The organism is Alteribacter aurantiacus DSM 18675, assembly GCF_000429705.1.
Classification (GTDB): domain Bacteria; phylum Bacillota; class Bacilli; order Bacillales; family Salisediminibacteriaceae; genus Alteribacter; species Alteribacter aurantiacus.
In genome coordinates this window covers 601,227-625,474 of sequence record NZ_KE386942.1, presented here as the reverse complement: position 1 = coordinate 625,474, position 24,248 = coordinate 601,227, and the positions used below count along the sequence as shown (strand labels likewise).

Genomic DNA, 24,248 nt, shown 5'->3' with positions numbered 1-24,248 from the left:
TTTGTTACATCACAATCTCGTTTATTTATGAATGAATTGTAAAAGCCCCTTTCATTGTGAGAGTGTAGGTGTTCAGGTAAAATGATAGAAAAGACTGTCAACGAGAAAGGGGCAATCATGATGAAATTTCATACAAAGAACGTACACTTTCAGGAGAAGATGGATGGGGCGGAGGTTAGTAAAACGAAGCCAATCTACCAAACGTCTGCCTTTTCATTTACGGATCTTGACGATATGGAAGCTTTTTTCGAAGGGAAAAAAGGATACATGTATACACGGGTGGGAAATCCGAACACCGATGACCTTGGAAAGGGAGTAGCCGATCTTGAAGGAGCGCCGGCCGGTGTGGCATCGGCTTCTGGTATATCTGCAATCATGGGCGGTATCCTAGCCGTTGCGAAAGCGGGCGATCACGTGATTGCTACAGAAGACTTGTATGGTGGTACATATCAATTGTTCGCCCATGAGCTGAAGGACTTTGGCATCGAAGTGTCCTTTGCCAATTTTGAAGACTTGAGCGAAGTGGAAAAAGCAATCAAAGACAATACGGTTTTGTTGTATACAGAGTCCGTTACGAACCCCCTTCTTCGAGTGGAAGACATTAAAAGCGTGGTGGAGTTGGCGAAGCGTCACGAGCTAAAAACGATGGTCGATAACACGTTCCCGACTCCTTATCTCGTAAGACCTTACGAAGCCGGTGCGGATCTTGTGGCTCACAGTGCGACCAAATATATCGGGGGACACAGTGACGTTTCTGCTGGTGTCGTTGTTGGAAGCGAGGCTCTTGTAAAGAAAGCGAAGAGTAAGATCGTTCACCTCGGTGCGAACCTCGGTCCGTTTGACGGCTGGCTTGGATGCAGGGGCTTGAAGACATTAAGCCTTCGTATGGAGCGTCAAAGTGCCAACGCCAAAAAGCTGGCCGATCATTTGAGTGAGAAAGGAAGTCTTGGTCGCGTGTACTACCCGGAATTTGTGTCTGAGCGCGGGCACGGGGCAATCGTGACGATTGATCTTGGGGAAAACTACGATGTGTACGCATTCTTCAGAAGTTTGGACTGGGTAAAAGTCGTTCCTACACTCGCGGGAGTGGAGACATCCGTTACTTATCCAGTAGGGACCTCTCACCGCCCAGTACCAAAAGAGACGAGAGATCGTCTTGGTGTGACTGGCTCGATGGTGCGCATTAGTGTAGGGATTGAAGACGCAGAAGACATTAAAGCTGTGTTTGATCGTGCTTTGGAAAAATCCAAGAAGTAACGGGTTCCGACACAGATTTCATTTCAAATAAACGTTTGTTTAAAACGGGAAGGCCCTTCGTTTTTTGTCGGACGAAGGGTCTTTTTTGTGGAATGGGTTTGGGTTTTGGGGGAGGAGTGAGGTGGAGACGTGGAGCGGGGCGATTTAGTCGAGTTAGTTTGGCCATTAGTCTTAGTCGAGTTAGAATCTGCTTTAGTCGATTTAGCATGACGATTAGTCGAGTTGGCTCTTCCTTTAGTTGAGTTAGGATCTTGAAAGCCTTTTTTAAAAGGAGCTTTCATTTGCGAATCCACTCCCCTCATTCCTTAACACACGTAACTTTGCTATAATAAGAACAGTTTATAAGCCGTAGAGAAGGGGATTCTAGTAAGAGAGAATCTAAGAGGGTCGGTGATTTGCATGAAAGATGAGTTTTCGTTTATCCGTTCGATCCAGCCGAAAGGGCACCATCAGCCGACGGTTGTGGCAGGCATTGGGGACGACGCCGCTCTATACGACAGCGAAGAGGGCTTTCATGAGATTGCGACGGTGGATACCCTTGTAGAAGATATGCATTTTACGAAAGAAACGATGAAGCCGTTTCACATTGGCTATAAGGCTCTCGCTGTTAACGTGAGTGACATAGCCGCCATGGGTGGTAGGCCTACATACTATCTCGTGTCCATCTCAATTCCGAAAAGCGGAAGCTGGAGCGAGGAGGAGTTGAAGGAGATCTACCGTGGGATGACCGAATTAGCTGATGAATACGGCATGGATTTGATCGGTGGGGACACGAACGGGACGAACGACAAGCTCGTGGTGTCCGTGACCGTGATGGGCCGTGTGGAAAAGGGGGTTCGGTTGCTTCGTTCCAATGCCAAGCCTGGAGACGTGGTGTTTGTAACCGGTCCGGTGGGAAGTTCTGCAGCGGGGCTTCATTATTTACTTGAAGGCCACCGTTGCCCCGATATTTTTGCCAGTGCTCATCAAATGCCGCGCCCTCAAGTGGGAGCGGGGAGGGTTCTTGCAAAAGCCCGTGAGCGAGTAGCGCTAAACGACATTAGTGACGGCCTTGCTAGCGAGGCGAACGAAATTGCAGAAGCAAGTGGCGTGACCATGGAGATTGATTGGTTGAGCATTCCTCATGAGCTACAAGGAGAGGGTGAGGATCGTATCGAGAAGTGGACGCTGTATGGCGGGGAAGACTTTCAGCTGATTGGTACGGCGGGAGAAGAGACGTTTGCCAAGCTTGAGCGTACGTTTCATGAAAAAGGGCTCTCGCTCATTCGTGTAGGACGCGTCATTAAAGGAAAAGCAGAAGTCTATCTTGTGAAGGAAAACGAGCGTTCCGTTCTTCATAAAAGAGGCTATAACCATTTTAATAAAGGTGATTGAATATGAATGAATATTACGAAGTAACGTCGGCTTCCCCAGAAGAGACGAGCCAGTTGGCGGAAGCGTTGGCGAAGCACTTGGAGCCGGGGGATTTAATTACCCTTGAAGGAGATCTCGGGGCCGGGAAGACGAGCTTTACAAAAGGGCTTGCCAAAGGACTAGGTGTCAAACGTACGGTGAACAGTCCGACGTTTACGATTATTAAAGAGTACAAAGGGACTGAGCTGCCTCTTTATCATATGGATGTGTACCGTTTAGAAGAGGGCGGTGAAGATATGGGGCTTGAGGAGTATTTTGATGGTGACGGAGTGTCTGTTGTGGAGTGGCCGAGCATGATTAAAGAGGAGCTGCCACAAGAGAAGCTTGCGATCTCGATTTTTCATCTCGATGAAACGAGTCGGCGTATCCGGTTTGAGCCTCATGGAGCGCGGTATATTACACTTTGCAAGGAGTTTTTGAAACGATGAACGTGTTAGCTATTGATACATCGACGTATGTGATGGGTGTTGCGGTTCTTCGCGACGGTCAAGTGGCAGGGGAGATGGTCACTCATGTAAAGAAAAATCATTCGATTCGTCTGATGCCGGCGATTCGCATGGTGATGGAAGAAGCGGATATGAAGCCAGAAGAGCTCGACCGAATTGCGGTAGCGGAAGGGCCTGGATCGTACACAGGTGTTCGCATCGGCGTGACGACTGGGAAAACGATGGCGTGGGCCCTCGGAATTCCAGTTGTTGGTGTATCGAGCTTAGAAGCCCTTGCGGCGAATGGGCGCTATTTTGACGGCCTGATTAGTCCATTCATCGACGCGCGGAGAGGCCAAGTGTTCACAGGGCTCTACCGTAGTCGCGGTGGCGAGGTCGAGAGGGTGGATGAGGATCGCCTTATTTTGCACGAAGAATGGGTTACATACGTGCGGGAAAAAGAGGAGCCGGTGTTGTTCTTGAGTCCGGATCTCTTGAAACACAAGGAGTTGGTGGGGGCGGATGCTGCTATCAATCCTGCGGACCATTTGGGGCGGCCGTCGGCGATTGCGTTTGCCGGGATGAAAAAAGAGCCGGGTGAGGCGGTTCATTTGTTTGCGCCGAATTACTTGCGTATGGCCGAGGCGGAGTCGAAGTGGCTCGAGGCTCAGAAAGAACGGGAGTAAGAGATGAACGAGGAGATTCAAATTCGGTTGATGGAATTGGACGATGTGGACGGTGTGCTGGCGGTGGAGGAGATGTGTTTTCCGACGCCATGGAGCCGTAGTGCCTTTGTAAACGAGCTGAAGACGAACCAGTTTGCTTATTATTTGGTGGCGGAAGCGAGGGAGCGAGTCATCGGGTATTGCGGGGTGTGGGTGATTATTGATGAGGCTCACATTACAAACATTGCGGTGGACCCGACGTACAGGCGTAAAGGCATTGGTGAGGCGCTGATGACGGGGAGCTTGGAGCTGGCTCGAACGTTTGGTGCGAAAAAGCTGACCCTTGAAGTGCGGGTCAGTAATGAAGCGGCGCAAAACATGTACGAGAAGCTTGGATTTGAGCGCGGGGGGATCCGGAAGAACTATTATACGGATAACCAAGAGGATGCGCAGATTATGTGGGTGATGATGGAATGAAAATCAATGAAGAATTAATGATACTGGGAATCGAGACGAGCTGTGATGAGACGAGTGCATCGGTTGTGCGAGGCGGTCGAGAGATATTGAGTAACGTGGTGTCGTCGCAAATCGAGAGTCACAAGCGGTTTGGCGGTGTGGTGCCTGAGATTGCGTCGCGCCATCACGTGGAACAAGTCACTTATATTATCGAACAAGCCCTTCGTGAGGCTGAGGTGACGATGGACGATGTTGACGCGGTTGCGGTGACGGAAGGTCCGGGACTAGTCGGGGCGCTTTTAGTCGGCGTAAATGCGGCGAAAGCGTTGGCATTTGCGAAGGGCAAGCCGTTGATTGGTGTGCATCATATTGCCGGTCACATTTATGCGAACCATTTGGTCGAGGAACTCACGTTTCCGTTGCTGTCGCTGGTGGTGTCTGGCGGGCACACGGAGCTTGTGTTGATGGATGAGCACGGGAAGTATGAAATCTTGGGCGAGACGCGAGATGACGCGGTAGGTGAGGCGTACGATAAAGTGGCGCGGACGATTGGACTTCCGTATCCGGGTGGTCCACACATGGACCGCTTGGCTCATGAGGGCGAGGCGTCGATCGAGTTGCCTCGTGCGTGGCTTGAAGCGGATTCGTTTGACTTTAGCTTCAGTGGGTTGAAGAGTTCGGTGATCACTACGCTTCATAACGCGAAGCAGCGTGGTGAAGAGATCCCAGAGGAGACGATTGCCGCGAGCTTTCAGGCGAGTGTGATTGATGTGCTTGTGACGAAAACGATGCGTGCGGTTGAGAAGCATGGCGTGGAGCGCCTTGTGCTGGCAGGTGGTGTGGCTGCGAACAAAGGGTTACGTGCCCGAATTTCTGAAGTGTGCGAGGAGCGCGGCTTGAAGATGACGATTCCACCGCTCGCTCTATGTACGGACAACGCGGCGATGATCGCAGCGGCGGGTAGCGTCATGTATGAAAAAGGTCAGTTTGCCGATGACCGGTTGAACGCACAGCCAGGCTTGGAGCTGGAGAGATAGAAGTGTTTGTGGGTGCGAGGCACTGTGTTTGGCGTTTCACATGGGGTCAGGCACCGTGTTCAGTGTTGAGCATAGTGCCTGGCACTGGAGAATGTGTGGACCAGGAAGGCGTGGGAGCGTCTTTCTGGTTCTTTTATGTTTTGAGGGGGGAGGTGTTGTGGTGGAGCGGCGGGTGGATTGATTATAATAGGTCGAGGATTCATCATAAGTGCTGGCGGATTCATTATAAAACGGCAAAATTCATTATAAATACTCGTAAATTCATTATAAACTCTACGAAATTCATCATAGGTGCCTAACTATTCATCATAAAGTTGTCGCGCCGAGAAATTTTCACTACACTCACAAACATTTATGTGAAATAGCTCACAGAGGGTCTGACCCTCTGTGAATTGGGGAACATAAAGATATAATTTCCTATTGACTTTTTAGGGTTATTCACAGTTTACACAGGGGGGTGTGGATAAAACGAATGGATGTTCGTGTTAATAACAATCTGTGTACAACCTGTGGATAATGTGGAAAAGTGGCTCAAAAGCGTGAACGGCAATGGTGGTCCTGTTTACAACTATTTTTGGGGATAAGTCTCCCTTATTGTGAATAACCTAAAAAAATAGCGGAAATACTACACATTTACTGTTGATAAGTGTGTGGATAGTGTGGATAGTTCAGAAAATTATCTGTATTCAGGAGAGAGTCATGTGAAAAAGTACAAAATCGCCATTCTTATTATCGTGTTTCTATTCAGTTTACCCACAATCACTTTGGGAGAAGAAAAGGATCAAGAGCTCCTCATCGTATTGGTCCCCGGCCTCTCCTTCGATGACATCTCTTGGCTCATTGATCACGGTCATGAGGAAACCCTGTGGAAAACAGGAGGACTTGGAGCCGTCAACGTAAAAGGGGAAGGGAATTATTCATATTTAAACCACGCTGTGACCATGGGCGCTGGAGAGCGGGCCTCCGGAGTTCTCGGCTGGAATGCCTTTTTTGAAGATGAGATTGTGGACGGGGTGCGAGCGAGGGACCTCGTCACGCAGTGGACTGGAACAAGCGAGCCGGCTCCTCTTTATCATCCGTCCTTTCCTCAACTCGAGAAAAAAACTGCCACTAGCTTGCGGGGAGCACAGATCGGTCGTTTCGGCACCCGACTTCAAAAAGCAGGCATCACGAGACATGTGGCGGGAAACAGCGACACCCGAACGGACAGTCAGCGCTACGGGTCTCTTCTCGTAATCGATGAAACGGCGAGTGTGGATAACTACACCCCAGGGGGAATCACCGTCGACACGAGCAAGCCGTCCGGCGTTTACCAAGACACCACTACCATTGTGGAAGAGATGGACGCATCCACAGAAAAGAACAGTGTGTTCGTCCTCGAGTGGGGAGATCTCCACAGGCTTTATCACGACCGTTCGAACATGACCGACAATCACTTTGCCAGCTCGTACAAAGAAACGTTGACGAGACTTGAAGGGCTGATAGCTAAGACGCTCACCACGACCAACAAGGAAGTATGGCTTCTTTCGCCGGCCGTGAATGACCGCGCTCTTGATAAAAGCGACCAACTCGCCCCTTTGTGGGTGTGGAAAAAAGACCGGAGCCAAGTCTTTACATGGCACTCACCGACAACAAGGCGAGACGGCCTGATGGCAAGCGTTGACCTCGTTCCAACCTGGCTCGGCTTTTTTGGAATGGACGAAGGGGATGACTGGATCGGTCATCCTGTCACTTTTCAGACCGGGACGGCTAACCCAGCCGCATTTTTGAACCAACACAAAGCAATGACTGCCGTGTTTTCCAAGCGAGGGCCCGTTCTTTCCGGGTACATTACCGTTCTCGTGGTGATTCTGCTTGCAGTGAGCGCCGTTCTGTGGATAAAAAAAGAAGCGTCTCTATGGCGCAAAGTGGCGCGCCTTGTCCTGATCAGCGCCGTCAGCTCGCCGCTCCTCTTTTTACTCACCGGTCCCCTAATCCCTCACTTGTCCACCGTCTTTTACGTGGTCATGTTGATCGGGGCGACAGGGGTAGGCGCCATCCTTGTGGACAAAGTAGCCAAGTACCCGGTAAGCACCATATGCGGCTTATTTTTTGCCATCACCACGTGGGACTTACTGAACAACGCCACCTTGATCAAACAATCCTTTCTCGGCTACGACCCGATCATCGGAGCAAGATACTACGGCCTCGGCAACGAATTCGCCGGCGTATACATCGTGAGCGGCTGGCTTATGCTCGCACCATTTTTTACAGGCGGGCAAAAAAAGCGAATCCTCCAACATGCCACATTGTTTTTCGTCCTCACGGCGATGCTACTTTTTTTAGCTACATCGTCCTTAGGGGCCAATGCGGGAGCCTCTCTCGCTACAGGCGTGATGATCGGTTTTATTGTGTATAAGTTGTTCTTAGGTTTTCTAAATTGGAAAAAGCTCCTGTTGTTCATACCGGTGGGAGGGTTGGCTTTACTTGGTGTGTTATACGTTCTTCAGCTCAACCAGCCCGCAAGCCACATCCACTCGGCGTTTAACCTCCTCTTTCAAGGAGACGTTAACGGGATCGGAAACATTATCCTGAGAAAGCTCGAGATGAACTGGAAGATCTTTAAAATCTCCCACTGGACGCAGCTGTTTGTAACGACGTACGTCTTGATCGGCATTTACATATGGAGAGGAAAAAAGAAAGCGTGGTCTCACGAGCGAAACATTATGATACAAGGGTGTATCATCGCATCACTCGCGCTTCTTTTTTTAAACGACTCAGGTATTGTAGCAGCAGCGACGAGCATGTTTGTGACCCTTTGTGCGAGCTATGCGTGGCTTTTGGAGGATGGGAAGGAAAAAAATTAGCTGATTTGGACTAACATATATTGGAATCTCTTTTATTACTATAGGAAGTAAAAAGGGATGAAGCCAGTGAGAGGGTTGTCTGTTTTAACGAAAGTCCATGCCGAACCGGAACAGGAACATGTTGAAATGATAAAGAGGGGTCTACCGCAGCCAGCAAAAAAGAAGCGGATCATTGTTCTCGGAGCTGGCATGGCGGGGCTTGTTTCAGCCTCCCTTTTAAAAGAGGCGGGACATTCGGTCATACTCCTTGAAGGAAATTCTCGGGTGGGAGGAAGGGTTCATACTCTCCGCAAACCGTTCCGAAACGGCGATCACTTTGAAGGTGGGGCTATGAGGATTCCAAGTCATCACCAGTTGACGATGACGTATGTGCAGAAGTTTCATCTTCCTGTCATCCCCTTTGTGAATGCGACAGACAATGATTTGATCTATATGAATGGAAAGCTTGTGAGGAGGTTCATGTACGAGGACAATCCTGATTTGCTCGCTTTTCCTGTGGATGAAAAGGAGAGAGGATTAACGGCAGTAAACCTTTTAAGGCAGGCAGTAGCCGAATTCGCAGAGCAATATGTTGCAGGGACAAAGAACGAGCGGGGACGGCTACTAGCCCGGTTTGCCCGTTTTACAAAGGATGGCTTTCTGCGTGAAAATCCACTGGGGGAATCGTTATCAGACATTGCTACCTATAAAATCAATACAATGCTTGGGATTGGTGGTTTTCACCATCTTTCCTTTACGGACATCCTATTAAATATTACAAGTACGATTTTTGGAGATAACGTAGATTTCTTTCAGATTAAAGGAGGAAATGACCAGCTACCGAAAGCGTTTCTTCCGTATATTAATGATCATTTGCATGTGAATCGTACAGTAATGCGTATCGTTCAGGATAATACAGGCGTACAAGTAACGGCTGAAGATGAACGTAAAGAGCAGCACGTTTATTTTGGTGATGTAGTTGTATGCACACTTCCCTTTTCTGTGTTGCGGCTTGTGGATATCTGGCCACATGACTCTCTTTCCTTTGCTAAACAACGGGCGATTCGGGAGCTTGTTTATGTGCAGGCCACAAAGGTAGGGATTGAGTTTAAGCGTAAATTCTGGGAGGACGACGCTTTATACGGAGGCAGCCTGATTACTGACCTTCCTCTTCAATTTATGTATTATCCTAGCCATAACATAAACGTACCGGGACCGGGCATTTTAAAAGCCTGTTATGCATGGGGAGAAAACGCAAATCTGTGGGACGCCATGGAAGAAGAAGAGCGCGTTGACAGGGCATTATCGTATGTGGCACATATTCATGGGGAAAAAGTGAAAAAGCTCGCCACTGGCGGAGTGTCTGTGAGCTGGGGTAGTAACCCCTTTTCAGCCGGGTGTTTTTCCATGTTTAAGCCTTATCAGCATGGGGAGTTGCCAAGTGTGATCAGACAACCGGAAGGGCGGATTCATTTTGCCGGAGAACATACATCAAGGCTCCATGCGTGGATTGAAGGGGCTATTGAGTCAGGTGTCCGGGTGGCTGAAGAAGTGAATAAAAGGATTATTTAAAGAAAACAGGTGGCGGACATTGGTCCTGCCACCTGTTTGACACGTTATTAAAACGGATACGATTGTAAATCAATGCCCCAAGCGATTGGAAGATAGAAGTAAACGAAACAGGCGATGATAAAGATCGATGCGACGTTGATCCAAAAACCGGCTTTGGCCATGTCGCCGATACGGAGGTCCGTGGAGGCGAACACGACGGCGTTTGGCGGTGTGGCAACCGGGAGCATGAACGCACAAGATGCTGCGAGCGCTGCGGCTACCATCAAGGCATATGGGTGAACGTCGATCGCAAAGGCAAGGGAGGCCATGATTGGGAACATCATCGTCGCTGTTGCTGTGTTGGACGTGATTTCAGTTAAGAAAATCACGAGTGCGGTTACAGCAAGCAGGATGACGAAGAAGTTAACAGCAGCAAGGACTGTGAGCTGATTCCCGATGTATTCGGCAAGTCCGGTCTCCGTGAACCCGGCGGCAATAGCAAGACCGCCACCGAACAGGAGGAGAATGCCCCAAGGAAGCTTCTTCGCTGTGTCCCAATCCATGATGCGCCCTGGCATACGGATGGACGGAATTAAAAACAAGGTCACGGCTGCTCCAATGGCGATCGTCGTGTCATTGATTTCGAACGCTTCGACGCCGTCAAAAATGAACGTTCGGCTGATCCAAAAGAAAGCGGTGATTACAAACACGGCAAGGACGATTTTTTCTTCAGGCTGGACTTTGCCAAGTGATCGTTTTTCGTTTTGAATCACTTCGCGACCGCCCGGGATTTGTGTGATTTTCATTTTAAATTGGACTTTAACGAGGTAAAACCAGACAAGTCCGAGCATGAGAATCGACAGAGGTACACCGAACAGCATCCAGATCGCAAAGGAAATATCGATGCCGTAAAGTTGGTTCACGACGCCGGCAAAGATCGTGTTTGGCGGTGTTCCGATGAGTGTTCCGAGCCCGCCGATGGACGCGGAGTAGGCGATCCCGAGCAATAAGGCGCGGCTAAAATTGACCCGCTCCACTTCCGTATCGCCTTTATGTTTTTCTTTCAGGGATTTGCTTACTTGCATGATGATCGCGGTTCCGATCGGTACCATCATCATGGCGGTTGCTGTATTTGAAATCCACATGGACAAAAAGCCCGTGGCGACCATGAAGCCGAGGACGATTTTTGGTGTGCTCGTTCCGATCACACTAATGATGGCAATGGCGATCCGTTTATGGACGCCCCACTTTTCAAGCGCGAGAGCCAAGACGAAACCACCCATGAATAAAAAGACGGTGTTGTCACCGTAGGCTGAAACGACGGTGCCGCTCTCTAGAGACCCGGTTAATGGGAACAGGATGATCGGCATGATGGAGGTGGCGGGAATCGGAATGGCTTCCGTGATCCACCAGGTTGCAATCCAAAGGGTTGATGCAAGTACGGCTCTTGCTTCCCATGACAGTCCTTCGGGAGTGAAAAAAAGAAGGGTGGCGATGAAGAGAAGCGGTCCTAACATGAGACCGACGAGCTGTCTCGTGTCATAGGAGCGAGGTTCTTTTTCCTTTTGTGGATCTGAGCCTTCCTTAGTTTCAGCAGCTTGTCCACCACCGCTGCCTCCGGATCCTGAGCCTGTTCGGCCACCGGGGTTTAAGGTTAAGAGTTCGATCGCTTGATGGTGCCACTTCCACATCTGCGACCACATGCGTGAAACGGTTGATACGCTCATACTCATTCCTCCTTTTGAATAGTCGAATCGTGTTTGCTTATGTAAAATGAATGCGTTTTCCTTGTTTTCCAATGGTAAAGAAAACTGAAAATAAAGTCAATTGATCGGGTGGTAAATAGGTCCGTTGTCGCAGAGCGATCGGTGTATCTTTTATCTTCCCTAGAAAGTGAGCGGTGAAGCGGGTTTTTGGCAAAGAATACAGGGAGTTCAGAGTTCAGGGGTCTGTCCCCCGAACTTTTCGGTTTATGTATTGACAGGTGAGACAAATGGCTATAGTACCACATTTTTTAGGGGTGTGACGGGGATTTTTGAATTTACACGATTGTTCGGGGGACAGACCCCTGTCTTTCTCGCCGAAACGAAAAAGAAACGCTGAGCGGCTCAGCGTTTCTTTTAGGCACTATTCCTGCAAGGCTTCCCATTCTTCCATGAGTTCCTCGTTTTCTACTCGGAGCGTTTCTAGTCTTGTATTTAACTCGAGAGACTTTTCGTGATCTTGGTAAATGGCAGGATCGGCCATTTTTTCTTCAATTTCAGCAATTTCGACTTCATTTTCCTCGATTTTCACTTCGGCTGCTTCGATTTTACGCTGTCGTTGTCTTTCGAGCTTCTTCATTTCTTTGTCCCGTTCGTAGTCTTGCTTCGACTGTTTGTCCGTTGAGTCTTGCGTGTTGCCATTCGCCTGAGCTTTCGCTTCGTTTAGAGCGTCCCATTCACGTTGTTCCGCTTTTTTCGCCGCATAGTAGTCGTAGTCTCCGAGGTAGTTGGTGAGCCCGTCCGATGCAAGCTCCACCACACGGGTAGCCATGCGGTTAACGAAGTACCGGTCATGAGATACGAAAAGAAGCGTCCCAGGATAATCGATCAAGGCGTTCTCAAGCACTTCTTTACTATCGAGGTCCAGGTGGTTTGTAGGCTCATCCAGTATCAAAAAATTGGCTTTTTGCATCATCAGTTTGGCCAACACGAGACGGGCTTTTTCTCCTCCGCTCAAGTCGCGAACATGCTTCAACACATCTTCACCGCTAAACAGGAAGTTTCCGAGCACGGTACGAATGTCTTTTTCCGGTGTGGTCGGGTACTCGTCCCACAGCTCTTGAAGAACCGTCTTGTTCGTAGTGAGCCTTGTCTGTTCTTGATCGTAGTATCCAACTGACACGTTACTTCCAAACCGAATCGAGCCGTCCAATGGCTCAAGAATCCGGTGAATGGTCTTCAACAATGTAGATTTACCGATCCCATTTGGTCCGAGGAGGGCCACACTTTCACCCCGGTCAAGCTTTAAGGTAATGTTTCTAGTAAGGGCTTCTCCTTCGTAACCGACGGCCAGGTTCTCCGACATCATCACGTCGTTTCCGCTTTGACGATCAATTTGGAACGAAAACTGAGCCGATTTGTCGTCATCTTTTGGTCGTTCCATCATCGTCATTCGTTCCAGCTGTTTTCGACGACTTTGGGCTCGTTTACTGGTGGATGCCCGAGCCAGGTTTTTTTGTACAAATTCTTCGAGGCGTTTCACTTCGCCTTGTTGCTTTTCAAAATGCTTCATTTCAAGTTCGAGACGCTTCGCTTTTTCCTCTAAATAGTGGCTGTAGTTGCCCACGTATTTTGTCGTTTGTTGAAAGGACATTTCGTACACGTGATCGACGATGCGATCGAGGAAATAGCGGTCGTGGGACACGATCAAAATTGCTCCAGCGTACCCACTCAAGTAGTTTTCAAGCCACGTCATCGTTTCGATGTCCAAGTGGTTTGTAGGCTCGTCCAAAATAAGGAGTTCCGGTTTGGTTAACAGGAGCTTCCCTAGAGCCAAACGTGTTTTTTGTCCCCCGCTTAAGGAACTAATTGGCGTTGCGTAGTCAAAGTCGGCGAATTGAAGGCCGGACAAAATACTGCGGATGTCCGCTTCGTACTGGTAGCCGCCTTTGTCTTTAAAGTCTTGCTGAAGCTGATCGTAATCTTTAAGAAGCTTCTCGTACTGTGCGGCCTGACCGGTAACGGCAGGATCGCTCATGGCCGCTTCCATGTCCCTTAGACGGTTCTCCATTTTTTGCAGGTGAGAAAATACAGTGAGCATCTCGTCCCAAATGGAGCGATCTGATTCAAGGCCGCTACTTTGAGCAAGGTAGCCCACATTCACATCTTTTGGAATGATCACGTCACCACTGTCATACGTTAATTCACCAGCGATCACTTTTAATAAAGTGGATTTCCCCGCGCCATTTCGACCCACTAAGGCCACGCGCTGACCACTCTGCACTTCAAGCTTTACATTTTGTAAAATCGGCTCCGCGCCGAATGATTTGGATACTTGTACACACTGCAATAAAATCATCGATTCGTCATCCTCACTATAAACGCACTTCTATCTCATTCAAGTGTACATGAACCCCGCAAAAAGAGGCAACTCCTGTCGAACGAATTCGGGGGTCTGTCCCCCGAACATTTCATAAACCCAGTTGACATGTGGGATCTAGGTGCCTTTTGGTAATACCACATGTCTACAGTAATTCAATAGGAGGACATGGATTTACACAATTGTTCGGGGGACAGACCCCCGAATTCCCTTTCATTCTCCTTCACATTTTACCGAGAAATTGTTATTGACGGTGAGGGGGATCGGTGGTATATTTTTGTCATTGAATTTAATTCCGATTTAACAGGTATGTTTTATCAGGAAAGAGAGGGTGGGGGAATATGAAACGACTTTTATTATTAGTAGGTTTATCTGCATTGGTGGGGTTAACCGCTTGTGGATCGGTAGATGAAGATGCAAGCGCAGAAGAAGCAGAAGGAAATGAAACAGAAGTTGATGAGGCAGGAGAAGAGGGTGGGGGCGTATGGGCTGAGATTCAGGAGTCCGGCACGTTGGTTGTAGGGACATCAGCCACGTATTCTCCGATTACTTATTTTGATGGAAGTGACCTAACTGGATTTGACGTGGAGCTTGTTCGTGAAATTGGAGAGCGACTTGGTGTAGAAGTGGAGTTTACGACAATGGACTTTGACGGTATTCTTCCTGCTTTAAGAAACGGCCAAATTCACCTTGCAGCAAACGATTTCGCCGTCACCGAAGAAAGACAGGAAACCTTTGAGTTAACAGATCCATATAAATTCTCCTACGGATCCATCGTGGTTCGGTCAGAAGACGCTGAACGGTTTGAAACAGCTCGAGACCTTGAAGGTGTACCGGTAGCCCTTGGTTCTCTAACGAGTAACTATGCACAGTTCGCCAACAACATCGGAGCGGACGGAGCGGCTTACGACGGTGGAATGGAAGCTGTTTTGCGAGACGTGATCAACGGGAACCGCGATGCGTACTTAAACGACGTGCTTGTCCTTCAACGAACACTTGAAGAGTTCGGTGACGACCGCCTTGTTGTTGCGGATCACGTGAAGTACCACGCAACGGAAAGCGTCATGATTATGAAACAAGGAAACACGGACTTAAAAGAAGCGGTTGACGGAGCCATTGCCGAACTTCACGAAGATGGCACCATCTCTGAGTTGTCTGAGCAGTACCTAGGCACAGACGTTTCACAACCACTTGATACAGAAGACATAATCGGCTTGGACGGAAACTAATTTCAGGGTGAAAAAGGTACAAGAGATTCTTTGTCTCTTGTATCTTTTTACATAAGTACGAAAAGAGGGAAACGAATGATTGACTGGTTTAGACAGATTCAATGGGAACATCTTTTTGATCCGGAATTGGCGTGGAATTCCCTTCCGCTCCTTCTTCAAGGTCTCCAAATTACGTTACTGATCGCTCTATCCAGCATGGCTTTTTCCTTGGTGCTCGGTCTCTTTTTAGCCGTTGGACGGATGTCGAAACGATGGTATTTTTACTTGCCTGCTCGCATGTATATCTCATTTATGAGAGGCACGCCACTCCTTGTGTTCTTATTTATTCTTTATTACGGGATTCCCGTTTTAGGGATCCAATTTAACAGTGCCATTGTGGCTGCGATTGTGGGAATTAGTATGAACTTTGCGGCATATTCGGCGGAAGTGATTCGGTCAGCGATCATGAGTGTACCGAGAGGGCAGTGGGAATCGGCCGCTTCTCTTCAAATGACCTATTGGCAAACGTTGCGTCGGATTGTGATTCCACAGGCAACTAGAATTGCGTTACCTCCAACGACCAACATCTTTTTAGACATCGTAAAAGGAACCTCACTTGCTTCCGTTATTACTGTTCATGAGCTGTTGTACAGCGCTCGACTCGTTGCAGGGCAAACGTTTGATTCTATGACCATGTACATTACGGCAGCCCTTATTTACTGGGGTGTTTGTATTGTGATCGGATATTTCCAAGAACGTTTGGAAGTAAGGTACAACCGCTATTTAACGAAGAGGTAAAGGAGGGCGAGCGTAATGATTACCGTTGAGAAGTTAAAGAAGGTGTATGACGACACCACCGTACTGAAATCGATTGATTTTACTGTGAAAAAAGGAGAGGTCGTCTGTTTAGTAGGGCCTTCAGGGTCGGGAAAAACAACGTTACTTCGCTGCTTGAACTTGCTAGAAGTACCTGAAGAAGGAACGGTTACGATTGGCAAAAAAACAGTCGATTTCGGCGGGAAAAAGCTATCCAAAAAAGATACAAATGAGCTTCGCGCTTACTCTGGCATGGTGTTCCAGGGGTTTCATCTGTTTCCTCATAAGACGGTCATTGAAAACATTATCGAAGCCCCTCTTGTTGTCCAAGGACGGGACAAAAAGGAGCTTGTGGCTGAAGGAGAAGAACTCCTCCAAAAGGTAGGGATGCTTGAACATAAAGACAAATATCCTGATGCCTTATCTGGCGGACAGCAGCAACGAGCAGCCATTGCCAGAGCGTTAATGATGAAACCGGAAGTGATGCTTTTCGACGAGCCCACATCAGCACTTGATCCTCAAACAGTAGGAGAAGTGCTCCGGGTTATTGAAGACCTCGCAAAAGAAGGTCAAACGATGGTCATCGTGACACATGAAATGAATTTCGCAAGGAGAGTTTCTAATCAAGTCCTCTTTATGGACGGAGGATATATCGTCGAAAAAGGAGAGCCGGAAGACGTTTTGGTCTCACCAAAAGAAAAAAGAACGAGGGAATTTCTCCAACTGATCAAAGAATAAAAAAGGAGTCAAAGCATGGTGATACAGCTTTGACTCCTTTTCATATAAATGTTCGAAAATGTTCGGGGGTCTGTCCCCCGAACATTTCATAAACTCCGTTGACAAGTGGACTCTAAGTGCTGTAATACCACAGCTCTAAAGTGATTCAATAGGAGAACATGCATTTACACAATTGTTCGGGGGACAGACCCCCGTCTTTTAGAAGGTCCTTTTACAGGTTTCTTCTTTTGTTGGATTGACATAAAGAAACAGTGCCCCTAACATGGGGGCTGCTTTTTCACTTACTTACAGATGGTGGAGCGGTTACCTTTTCAATCGTACCTACCCCAATTACAATGGGAAATTCCTTTTAAATAGGGGTATAAGATAAACTAGCACTAAACGAGAGTTGAGTGATATCAGCTGCTGAAGGGTCGGTCTCCTCAAGCGTCCTCACACGAATACCAATACGATCACCTTCAGCCACATCTAATGAATCAAGACTAATATTCGTTGCTGTACGAAAACCGTCAGGGACACCAGGAGTAATAACGTTATTCGGGAACCCAAATCTAACTGAGCTAGTTAACGGGGTTGTCAGGTAAGGTGATGAACTGTGATCGATTCCATCATTAGGAACTGAAGGCGCGCGGAATACTGTGAAATCATATTGGAGACCCAAAGTGTTTATCGAAGTAACAGAAGCAACCAACAAATCTGCACTTATTTGTAGATTTTGAATGGTCCCATCAAAGGGGATTGGAAAAGCAAAACCACCTGCTTCTGGTGGACTCGTTGATTCTCCAGAACCGTCAATAACTTCAACGGTATTATTACCAAAACCCATTAAAATCGGAGCTGCTGAAACTACCGCAGCACCAGAGAGGATAATACCTGTTGAAAATGGAATTAATCCTCCTGGGATAATTATGCCCATGATCTCACCTCCAACAAAGTTTGATTTAATTAATCCTATTAAAAGATTGGTTGTTCTATGCAGTTTAATTAGGAACCATATATGTAACTTTCCTAATTGCTAAAGTTCAGGGGTCTGTCCCCCGAACATTTCATAAACTCAGTTGACAGGTGGACTCGAGGTGCTGTATTACAATAGATCTGAAGTAATTCAATAGGGGGGAATGAATTTACACAATTGTTCGGGGGGCAGACCCCATTCTTCGACCCCATTCTTCCCCTGTCTTTGGTTGTTTTGATTCTTCCTGTGCACATTGTGAATTGATGGTGTACAATGGACAAAGAGAGGTTGAAAGGAGATTGTTATGGGGTCATTTACACATTTTAATGAGCAAGGCAGAGCGAAAATGGTCGATATCTCCGACAAGAAAGAAACGGTACGCACGGCAGTGGCCCGCTCGGGTGTAATTGTGAACCAGGCAACTTACGAAGGAATCCGAGAAGGAACGATGAAAAAAGGCGATGTTTTAGCTGTTGCACAAGTGGCTGGCGTAATGGCTGCGAAAAACACGTCACAGTGGATTCCCATGTGCCACCCTCTGGCTCTATCCGGTGTTGACATCCGGTTTGACTGGGACACAACAGAAGAGTACAAGCTGCTCATTGAGGTACACGTGAAAACGAAGGGGAGTACAGGAGTAGAAATGGAAGCGCTAACAGCAGCAAGCGCCACCGCGCTCACCATCTATGACATGTGCAAAGCCCTTGGAAAAGAAATGGTCATCATGCCTACGTTTTTGTGTGAAAAAACAGGAGGCAAAAATGGAGACTTTAGACGAGAAGAGTAGAGCGCATCACGAAATATAAAGAGATCAACGCAATTTCCGCAAAAGGGAATAGGGAGAGAAGTTGCGAAGGTTGGAGGCGAACTTATGGATAACATTGATCAAACGAAGATTCCTCAGGCAACGGCCAAACGTTTGCCGTTGTATTACCGTTTTTTAGAGAGTTTGCAGGCATCGGGAAAACACCGCGTGTCTTCATCTGAATTAAGTGAAGCAGTCAAGGTGGATAGTGCCACAATCCGACGTGATTTTTCCTACTTCGGGGCTCTTGGTAAAAAAGGCTACGGCTACAACGTGAACTACTTACTTACCTTCTTTAGAAAAACATTGGATCAAGATGAAGTGACTCGAGTCACGCTAGTCGGTGTGGGGAACTTGGGTACAGCATTTCTAAACTATAACTTTACCAAAAGCAACAATACCGTTATTGATATGGCTTTCGATGTTGACCATGACAAGGTTGGCCAAAATATTGGAAACGTTCCCATCTATCATTTGGACGACTTCAAAGAAAAAATCGGACCAAACGTGGAAGTGGCGATCCTCACTGTCCCGTCCCACGCAGCGCAAGGCATTGCCGATGATATTGTGGAAGCGGGAATCAAAGGGATTTTGAACTTTACTCCGGCCAGACTAAGCGTGCCGGACGACGTGCGCGTGCACCACATCGATTTATCGGTGGAACTGCAGTCGCTCGTCTACTTTCTTAAACACTATCCTATGTAAAAAAACAGCCGCCTTTTGCCAATGAGCAAGAGGCGGTTTTTTAGCTAACTGGAGCAAAAACAGAATAACTGGAGCAAAAACAGAATAACTGGAACAAAAGAAAAATAACTGGATCAACCAAAAAATTACTGGATCAAACAATATATAACTCGATCAAACCGAAAACATATGAAAGGCTGATTTGTATGACGACGATTCGACCTTATCGAAAGACAGATAAAGACTTTATTTTGGAACTCGCCGCCCGCTTCGGCGAGTTCGACCATGTGGGGTGGCGGGATCCAAAAGAAATGTCGGAGGCGCAGTATCGGTTGAGTCTTGAATCGATCAGGGACAATAAAGAGCGGATTTTCATCGCGGAAAATGATCGAGGTCACTTGAGCGGGTATTTGGAGGTTGACGTCCATACCGACCTTTTTACCCAAAAAAAGCAGGCGTATCTTGCGGCGATTGCTGTTGCTCGCGGTGGTGAAGGAACAGGTGTTGGGAAAAAGCTGATTGAAACGGCGGAAGTGTGGGCTGTTGAGCAGGGGTTCGAGGAGCTTGTGTTGGGGGCTTTCCACGGGAATGAGCGTGCGATCCATTTTTATAAGCGGCTCGGGTTTGAGATTGATACGGTGACAATGGTGAAAAAGCTGTGAGCACGTGTGAGAGATTCATGGTATGATAGAAATAGGTATTTCGTGTAGCGAAAGATGATTGGGGACGTGTGAAAAAAGGAACAGGTACTTTAATGAGGCAAAACATAAAGCAGGTGACGTATTCGTGGCTAAGATTCCGCATAAATGGATTGTGTTATTCTCGGTTTTACTTGGTACATTTACGATTATTTTAAATAATAGCATGTTAAACCCGGGGGTCCCTCACTTGATGGAGGTGTTTGACGCCGATGCGGTGGCGACGGGCTGGGTGATCACGATCTTCATGGTTACGATGGGGATCACGATGCCGTTGACCGGCTACTTGGGGGACAAGTTTGGGAAAAAGAACTTGTACCTCTTGGGGCTCGGGCTCTTTGTACTTGGGTCGATTCTCGGGTCCATGAGCTGGAATTTGTCGTCGCTCATCTTTTTTCGAGGCCTTCAAGGGGTAGGGGGCGGCTTTATTATGCCGTTATCTCTCGTATTCTTGTTTCAGGTGTTCGAGAAAAAAGAGCGGGGCATGGCGATGGGCATTTGGGGGATTGCGGCTATGATGGCGCCTACGATTGGTCCGACGCTCGGTGGCGTGATCATTGAGCTTGGGTCGTGGCAGTGGCTGTTTTTGTGTAACATCCCTACAGGAATCTTGGGACTTGTGTTTTCGTCGATCTTTTTAAGCAAAAGTAAGCCTGACAAGTCGATCTCCTTTGACGGTAGCGGGTTTGTGACGGTGACGATTGGTGTCGGATCAGTGCTTTTTGCCCTCGGGCGGATCAGTGAGCTTGCCCACTTGACGAATCCCGTCAACATCGGGCTTATGGTTGTTGGTTTTGCGTCGCTTGTGGCGTTTGTGAAAATTGAGAATGGGAAAGCGGAGCCTCTTCTTGATTTGTCGATTTTTAAGATCAAGCCGTATACGATCAGCATTTGGATCGGGATCGTGAGTTCGATCAGTTTGTTCGGCGGGATTTTCTTGATTCCTCTTCTTGTTCAGAATGTGTATGGATACGGTGCGATTATGACGGGCCTTGTGTTTTTGCCGTCTGCTTTACTGATGGGGCTTTGCATGACGATCGGCGGACGAATTTTGGATCGGCGCGGACCGTCGGGCGTGGTGACGGTTGGTCTGACGCTCTCTTTTGCAGGAACGATTATGCTCGGCTTTATTTCGATGGAAACAGCTCTTTGGGTGCTGTTCGTGTTAAACGGAATTCGCGGCATGGGGATGGGCTTTAGTATGATGCCATCGACCACGACCGGGATGAATGCGATTCCCGAGCAGATGATTTCCCGTGGATCGGCGATGAACAACGTGCTGAGGCAGATGAGTTCGGCTCTTGGGATCGTGTTTATGAGTGTGTACTTTGAAGTGCGACGGGCTCAGATGATGGGCGCGAACGGTTTGACGATAGAAGAAGCGAGTCTCCAAGCGATTACGGAAGGATTCATTGTGATTTCCGTGTTGCTACTGGTGTCCATTCCTGCCGGCGTGATTTTAGGGCGGGAAGTGAAGAAGCAAGAGGCGCGCGAGAAGACAGCTTAAGGTGGAACGGTTTCCTTTAGGGGGGAGCCGTTTTTTTGTTTTGGGGTGGGGGGGGTGTTTGTTGAGGGCGAATTATAAGATGCGAAAAAGCCTTGGTAGAATTAACTCCATTTGAGGTAGAAATAATGCTTGTTTCGGTAGAATTATGATGCTTTTTGGTAGAATTAACGTCACTTGAGGTAGAATTAATGTCCTTTTGGCAGAAATAAAGCGAAATTCATCAAACCACCACAAACATTGGAAATACTTGGTGTGGTATAATGAATGCAGAAAATTCAAGCAAAGGTGAGACACATGAACATCAGAAAGCTACACCATAACGAACAACCACCAATGAAATTGCTGTTACTAGCCGATCCATCTAAAGAAAAAGTCACAGACTACGTGCACAACGGAGATTGCTATATTGCTGAAAAAAGCGGCGAAACGATCGGCGTTTACGTCCTTCTTAAGACAGACGCCGAAACAGCGGAGCTCATGAACATCGCAGTAAAAGAATCAGCGCACGGAAAAGGAATTGGAAAAAAGCTCATTAAGGACGCAGTCCAACGAGCAAAAAATACCGGCCTCAAAACACTTGAGGTAGGGACAGGCAATTCGAGCATCGGTCAGCTTGCTCTCTATCAGAAGTGCGGCTTTCGGATCGTCGGTGTGGATCGTGATTTTTTTGTCCGGCACTACGAAGAAGAAATCTATGAAAATGGCATTCAGTGCAGAGATATGGTGCGGTTGGCTCAGAGGTTGCAAGCATGACCATGACGTACGCTGTTAAAAAAGCTCATGAGAGTAACTATCCTAATCCAATTTCACTTAGAAAAGGGGAAAGGGTTTTGGTCGGTGAAGCTTACGATGGAGAGGAAGACTGGCCGGACTGGCTTTTTTGCACAACGGAAGATGGGAAGTCCCGAGGGTGGGTGCCGGCGCAATTGATTGATCGTGAGTCGACCTTGATTGAAGATTACTGTGCCCGCGAGTTAACAATCCGTCCTGGTGAGCAGGTAAACGTGGTCAAAGAGCTAAATGGTTGGTATTGGGTAAAGAACAGACGTACCAATAAAGAAGGATGGATTCCTAAAGACATCATCGTTTAAGGAGGGGTAAGAATGAAACAAATCATCGCTATGGGCGGCGGAGGGTTTTCCATGGAGCCGGACAACCTGTTACTCGATCGCTATATTTTAAACCAAGCCTCATCTGATAAGCCGAAAGTATGTTTTTTGCCAACAGCTAGTGGCGATGCAGAAGGCTATATCGAACGGTTCTATGAGAGTTTCGGTAAACTTCACTGCGAACCCTCCCACTTGTCCTTGTTTAAGCCCCCTTCACAAGACCTCCAAGATTTCGTTTTAGAAAAAGACATCTTTTACGTGGGCGGAGGGAACACGAAGAATCTTCTCGCTCTTTGGCGGGAATGGGGATTGGACCTAGTATTACATGACGCATGGAATCAAGGCATTATCCTCGCCGGACTCAGCGCCGGGGCGATTTGTTGGTTTGAAGAAGGCGTAACCGACTCATTCGGACGGGGTCTGACCCCTCTGCCTTGCCTCGGATTTTTGAAGGGCAGTCATTGCCCTCATTATGATGGGGAAAAAGAACGTCGTCCTTCTTATCAAACGTTCGTTGCTTCAGAAAAAATGAAAGCAGGGATCGCAGCCGATGATGGCGTTGCTCTTCATTATAAAGGGCAAGCGTTGCACCGAGTGGTGAGCTCAAGGCCAAACGCTCGAGCCTTTAAGGTGACGAAGGAAGACGCGGAAAGTACCATTCACACCGAGTACATCGGAGAAGAGGGGTTCGTGTGGAAAAGGTAATCGATTACTATACACGCTTTGATGAGTGGGGGCGCCTGGATCGAGAGCCGATCGAGTTTAACGTGAACCTTCATTACATGGAACACTATTTGCCCCCATCAGGCTCGATTCTGGATAACGGCGCAGGCCCGGGGAAGTATGCGATCACCTTTGCCAAGAAAGGGTACCGCATGACTCTCACGGACGTGACACCACGGTTAGTGGAAGTGGCGAAGAAAAAGGCAGAGGAACATACGCTCACAGAGCAATTCGACGGATTTCACGTAGCCGATGCAAGGGATCTCACTTGCCTTAAAGACAATCAATTTGACGCGTCTTTCATGCTCGGTCCCATGTATCACTTGCAGGCAGAAAAAGACCGGATCAAGGCTGTCCAAGAATTGAAGAGAGTCACGAAAAAAGGAGGCCTCGTGTTTGTCGCGTTCATGCCCCGCTCAAAACACGTGTTAACGTGTCTTGAAAACCCGGAACACCTAAGACCGAATCACACGTTGGACGGAATCGCTCGCTTCTTAGAAACCGGTTGTTTTGACCACGAAGACAGTGGCCGTTTTACAGGCACTTATTATATGAACACCGAAGACATCAAGCCGTTTATGCAAGAAAATGGATTTGAGACACTTGAACTGATTGGCTCCAATGTTGGTGCCGTGATCGGAAATGACGCACTCAATAAGTGGCGGGAGAAAGGCGAGGACCACAAACTCATTCAGCTTCTTGCAAAAATGGCTCGTGACCCATCCACCCTAGGTGTTTCATCTCATTTGCTTTACATAGGAAAAGTGACTAAACCCAGGAGGAGAGACGATGAAAACGAAAACGCTCATGCAATTTGAAAAAACAGCAGACGAAGTAGCTGCGTTAGGAAAAGCACCAAAGGAAGCCCTTCTTAACCCTATTGAAGCGGGTAAATGGACCCCGCGAGAAATCATTTGCCATATGTTTTATTGGGATAAATTCAACAAAGAACAAATGGTCCCTCACATGGCCGACGGAGCGAGACTGCCGGCATTTCCTGATCACGATAAGCATAACGCAGAGGGACTCGAGTATCTGAAAAAATGTGAAGATCCAGAGGAAGTCATTGACCTTTTTGTGAAGGTGAGAAACGAGCTGGTGTCGGAGTTTGAGTCGTTGAATCCGGACATGCGGTTTACCATTGGGGAAGGAAAGAGGCAGTTTTCCCCGGAGAGCTTTGTGAAGATGTTCGTGAAGCACGATCAGCACCACTTAAAGCAAATGGACCAGGCACTCTCATAAGGGAGTGCTTTTTTTGCGGGCGAATAATCCCCGATTAAGGGCGAATCCACC

At 47.9% G+C, this 24,248-nt stretch carries 23 protein-coding genes; 20 read left to right on the top strand and 3 right to left on the bottom strand.

Annotated features, from left to right (window positions below; all coding sequences use genetic code 11):
- The first annotated feature begins 81 nt into the window (after window positions 1-81).
- The 8 genes from G476_RS0118505 to G476_RS0118465 all read left to right on the top strand — a co-directional run bounded on the left by G476_RS0118505 (window position 82) and on the right by G476_RS0118465 (window position 9,650).
- Window positions 82-1,257: a trans-sulfuration enzyme family protein gene (locus tag G476_RS0118505; protein ID WP_425387236.1), complete on the top strand. Its 1,176-nt coding sequence runs from the start codon at window positions 82-84 to the stop codon at window positions 1,255-1,257.
- Window positions 1,258-1,656: 399 nt separating this feature from the next.
- Window positions 1,657-2,631: a thiamine-phosphate kinase gene (gene thiL, locus G476_RS0118500; protein ID WP_035187300.1), complete on the top strand. Its 975-nt coding sequence runs from the start codon at window positions 1,657-1,659 to the stop codon at window positions 2,629-2,631.
- A gap of 2 nt (window positions 2,632-2,633) precedes the next feature.
- Complete coding sequence (gene tsaE / locus G476_RS0118495; protein ID WP_026691407.1) at window positions 2,634-3,098, top strand: tRNA (adenosine(37)-N6)-threonylcarbamoyltransferase complex ATPase subunit type 1 TsaE; 465 nt, start codon at window positions 2,634-2,636, stop codon at window positions 3,096-3,098.
- Window positions 3,095-3,781: a tRNA (adenosine(37)-N6)-threonylcarbamoyltransferase complex dimerization subunit type 1 TsaB gene (gene tsaB, locus G476_RS0118490; protein ID WP_026691406.1), complete on the top strand. Its 687-nt coding sequence runs from the start codon at window positions 3,095-3,097 to the stop codon at window positions 3,779-3,781. Before tsaE ends, tsaB begins: the two co-directional genes overlap by 4 nt.
- A gap of 3 nt (window positions 3,782-3,784) precedes the next feature.
- Window positions 3,785-4,237, top strand: coding sequence for a ribosomal protein S18-alanine N-acetyltransferase (gene rimI / locus G476_RS0118485; RefSeq protein WP_026691405.1), 453 nt, complete (start codon window positions 3,785-3,787; stop codon window positions 4,235-4,237).
- A gap of 17 nt (window positions 4,238-4,254) precedes the next feature.
- Window positions 4,255-5,253, top strand: a complete 999-nt coding sequence (tsaD, locus tag G476_RS0118480) for a tRNA (adenosine(37)-N6)-threonylcarbamoyltransferase complex transferase subunit TsaD (RefSeq protein WP_425387240.1) — start codon at window positions 4,255-4,257, stop codon at window positions 5,251-5,253.
- 701 nt (window positions 5,254-5,954) lie between these two features.
- Entirely contained in the window at window positions 5,955-8,099 is a 2,145-nt protein-coding gene (locus tag G476_RS0118470; RefSeq protein WP_026691402.1) for a hypothetical protein, read from the top strand.
- Between the two features lie 57 nt (window positions 8,100-8,156).
- The gene (locus G476_RS0118465; RefSeq protein ID WP_035187298.1) at window positions 8,157-9,650 is read left to right on the top strand and encodes a flavin monoamine oxidase family protein; all 1,494 of its coding nucleotides are present in this window, start codon (window positions 8,157-8,159) and stop codon (window positions 9,648-9,650) included.
- A 47-nt stretch (window positions 9,651-9,697) separates the two neighbouring features.
- Here the strand turns inward: G476_RS0118465 and G476_RS0118460 are convergent, their stop codons facing one another.
- Both G476_RS0118460 and G476_RS0118455 read right to left on the bottom strand, forming a co-directional pair.
- Window positions 9,698-11,362, bottom strand: a complete 1,665-nt coding sequence (locus tag G476_RS0118460; RefSeq protein WP_026691400.1) for an SLC13 family permease — start codon at window positions 11,360-11,362, stop codon at window positions 9,698-9,700.
- A 394-nt stretch (window positions 11,363-11,756) separates the two neighbouring features.
- On the bottom strand, window positions 11,757-13,691 hold the full coding sequence (locus G476_RS0118455) for an ABC-F family ATP-binding cassette domain-containing protein (protein WP_026691399.1): 1,935 nt from the start codon (window positions 13,689-13,691) through the stop codon (window positions 11,757-11,759).
- Window positions 13,692-14,053: 362 nt separating this feature from the next.
- Here G476_RS0118455 and G476_RS0118445 point away from each other — a divergent pair, with 362 nt between their 5' ends.
- The 3 genes from G476_RS0118445 to G476_RS0118435 all read left to right on the top strand — a co-directional run bounded on the left by G476_RS0118445 (window position 14,054) and on the right by G476_RS0118435 (window position 16,474).
- Complete coding sequence (locus G476_RS0118445) at window positions 14,054-14,941, top strand: transporter substrate-binding domain-containing protein (protein WP_026691398.1); 888 nt, start codon at window positions 14,054-14,056, stop codon at window positions 14,939-14,941.
- A gap of 75 nt (window positions 14,942-15,016) precedes the next feature.
- Window positions 15,017-15,718, top strand: coding sequence for an amino acid ABC transporter permease (locus tag G476_RS0118440; RefSeq protein ID WP_026691397.1), 702 nt, complete (start codon window positions 15,017-15,019; stop codon window positions 15,716-15,718).
- Between the two features lie 15 nt (window positions 15,719-15,733).
- The gene (locus tag G476_RS0118435; protein WP_026691396.1) at window positions 15,734-16,474 is read left to right on the top strand and encodes an amino acid ABC transporter ATP-binding protein; all 741 of its coding nucleotides are present in this window, start codon (window positions 15,734-15,736) and stop codon (window positions 16,472-16,474) included.
- Window positions 16,475-16,823: 349 nt separating this feature from the next.
- On the opposite strand, the gene G476_RS0118430 is transcribed toward G476_RS0118435, so the two are convergent.
- Window positions 16,824-17,390, bottom strand: coding sequence for a hypothetical protein (locus G476_RS0118430; protein WP_026691395.1), 567 nt, complete (start codon window positions 17,388-17,390; stop codon window positions 16,824-16,826).
- Between the two features lie 343 nt (window positions 17,391-17,733).
- Here G476_RS0118430 and moaC point away from each other — a divergent pair, with 343 nt between their 5' ends.
- The 9 genes from moaC (at window position 17,734) to G476_RS0118385 (ending at window position 24,197) form a co-directional block, all read left to right on the top strand.
- The gene (gene moaC / locus G476_RS0118425; RefSeq protein WP_026691394.1) at window positions 17,734-18,216 is read left to right on the top strand and encodes a cyclic pyranopterin monophosphate synthase MoaC; all 483 of its coding nucleotides are present in this window, start codon (window positions 17,734-17,736) and stop codon (window positions 18,214-18,216) included.
- An 84-nt stretch (window positions 18,217-18,300) separates the two neighbouring features.
- Window positions 18,301-18,939: a redox-sensing transcriptional repressor Rex gene (locus G476_RS0118420; protein WP_026691393.1), complete on the top strand. Its 639-nt coding sequence runs from the start codon at window positions 18,301-18,303 to the stop codon at window positions 18,937-18,939.
- Window positions 18,940-19,124: 185 nt separating this feature from the next.
- Window positions 19,125-19,580, top strand: coding sequence for a GNAT family N-acetyltransferase (locus G476_RS0118415; RefSeq protein ID WP_035187293.1), 456 nt, complete (start codon window positions 19,125-19,127; stop codon window positions 19,578-19,580).
- Between the two features lie 124 nt (window positions 19,581-19,704).
- Window positions 19,705-21,123 (top strand): MDR family MFS transporter, encoded by a 1,419-nt coding sequence (locus tag G476_RS0118410; RefSeq protein ID WP_026691391.1) that lies wholly within the window; start codon window positions 19,705-19,707, stop codon window positions 21,121-21,123.
- A gap of 294 nt (window positions 21,124-21,417) precedes the next feature.
- Window positions 21,418-21,876 carry a GNAT family N-acetyltransferase gene (locus tag G476_RS0118405; protein ID WP_026691390.1) on the top strand — a complete coding sequence of 153 codons (459 nt, stop codon included), beginning with the start codon at window positions 21,418-21,420 and terminating at the stop codon, window positions 21,874-21,876.
- Window positions 21,873-22,214, top strand: a complete 342-nt coding sequence (locus G476_RS0118400) for an SH3 domain-containing protein (RefSeq protein ID WP_035187291.1) — start codon at window positions 21,873-21,875, stop codon at window positions 22,212-22,214. Before G476_RS0118405 ends, G476_RS0118400 begins: the two co-directional genes overlap by 4 nt.
- Window positions 22,215-22,226: 12 nt before the next feature.
- Entirely contained in the window at window positions 22,227-22,937 is a 711-nt protein-coding gene (locus tag G476_RS0118395) for a Type 1 glutamine amidotransferase-like domain-containing protein (protein WP_026691388.1), read from the top strand.
- A complete protein-coding gene (locus G476_RS22465; protein WP_051314925.1) occupies window positions 22,925-23,773 on the top strand; it encodes a class I SAM-dependent methyltransferase in 849 nt (282 codons plus the stop codon). The genes G476_RS0118395 and G476_RS22465 overlap by 13 nt, the downstream gene beginning before the upstream one ends.
- Window positions 23,745-24,197, top strand: coding sequence for a DinB family protein (locus G476_RS0118385; protein ID WP_026691387.1), 453 nt, complete (start codon window positions 23,745-23,747; stop codon window positions 24,195-24,197). The genes G476_RS22465 and G476_RS0118385 overlap by 29 nt, the downstream gene beginning before the upstream one ends.
- Window positions 24,198-24,248: the final 51 nt, after the last annotated feature.

What these genes read in the sequence shown, in the direction of transcription:
- G476_RS0118505 (WP_425387236.1), top strand. Translation starts at nt 82, where the DNA reads ATGATAGAAAAGACTGTCAACGAGAAAGGGGCAATCATGATGAAATTT.
- thiL (WP_035187300.1), top strand. Translation starts at nt 1,657, where the DNA reads ATGAAAGATGAGTTTTCGTTTATCCGTTCGATCCAGCCGAAAGGGCAC.
- tsaE (WP_026691407.1), top strand. Translation starts at nt 2,634, where the DNA reads ATGAATGAATATTACGAAGTAACGTCGGCTTCCCCAGAAGAGACGAGC.
- tsaB (WP_026691406.1), top strand. Translation starts at nt 3,095, where the DNA reads ATGAACGTGTTAGCTATTGATACATCGACGTATGTGATGGGTGTTGCG.
- rimI (WP_026691405.1), top strand. Translation starts at nt 3,785, where the DNA reads ATGAACGAGGAGATTCAAATTCGGTTGATGGAATTGGACGATGTGGAC.
- tsaD (WP_425387240.1), top strand. Translation starts at nt 4,255, where the DNA reads ATGATACTGGGAATCGAGACGAGCTGTGATGAGACGAGTGCATCGGTT.
- G476_RS0118465 (WP_035187298.1), top strand. Translation starts at nt 8,157, where the DNA reads ATGAAGCCAGTGAGAGGGTTGTCTGTTTTAACGAAAGTCCATGCCGAA.
- G476_RS0118460 (WP_026691400.1), bottom strand. Translation starts at nt 11,362, where the DNA reads ATGAGTATGAGCGTATCAACCGTTTCACGCATGTGGTCGCAGATGTGG.
- G476_RS0118455 (WP_026691399.1), bottom strand. Translation starts at nt 13,691, where the DNA reads ATGATTTTATTGCAGTGTGTACAAGTATCCAAATCATTCGGCGCGGAG.
- G476_RS0118445 (WP_026691398.1), top strand. Translation starts at nt 14,054, where the DNA reads ATGAAACGACTTTTATTATTAGTAGGTTTATCTGCATTGGTGGGGTTA.
- G476_RS0118440 (WP_026691397.1), top strand. Translation starts at nt 15,017, where the DNA reads ATGATTGACTGGTTTAGACAGATTCAATGGGAACATCTTTTTGATCCG.
- G476_RS0118435 (WP_026691396.1), top strand. Translation starts at nt 15,734, where the DNA reads ATGATTACCGTTGAGAAGTTAAAGAAGGTGTATGACGACACCACCGTA.
- G476_RS0118430 (WP_026691395.1), bottom strand. Translation starts at nt 17,390, where the DNA reads ATGGGCATAATTATCCCAGGAGGATTAATTCCATTTTCAACAGGTATT.
- moaC (WP_026691394.1), top strand. Translation starts at nt 17,734, where the DNA reads ATGGGGTCATTTACACATTTTAATGAGCAAGGCAGAGCGAAAATGGTC.
- G476_RS0118420 (WP_026691393.1), top strand. Translation starts at nt 18,301, where the DNA reads ATGGATAACATTGATCAAACGAAGATTCCTCAGGCAACGGCCAAACGT.
- G476_RS0118415 (WP_035187293.1), top strand. Translation starts at nt 19,125, where the DNA reads ATGACGACGATTCGACCTTATCGAAAGACAGATAAAGACTTTATTTTG.
- G476_RS0118405 (WP_026691390.1), top strand. Translation starts at nt 21,418, where the DNA reads ATGAACATCAGAAAGCTACACCATAACGAACAACCACCAATGAAATTG.
- G476_RS0118400 (WP_035187291.1), top strand. Translation starts at nt 21,873, where the DNA reads ATGACCATGACGTACGCTGTTAAAAAAGCTCATGAGAGTAACTATCCT.
- G476_RS0118395 (WP_026691388.1), top strand. Translation starts at nt 22,227, where the DNA reads ATGAAACAAATCATCGCTATGGGCGGCGGAGGGTTTTCCATGGAGCCG.
- G476_RS0118385 (WP_026691387.1), top strand. Translation starts at nt 23,745, where the DNA reads ATGAAAACGAAAACGCTCATGCAATTTGAAAAAACAGCAGACGAAGTA.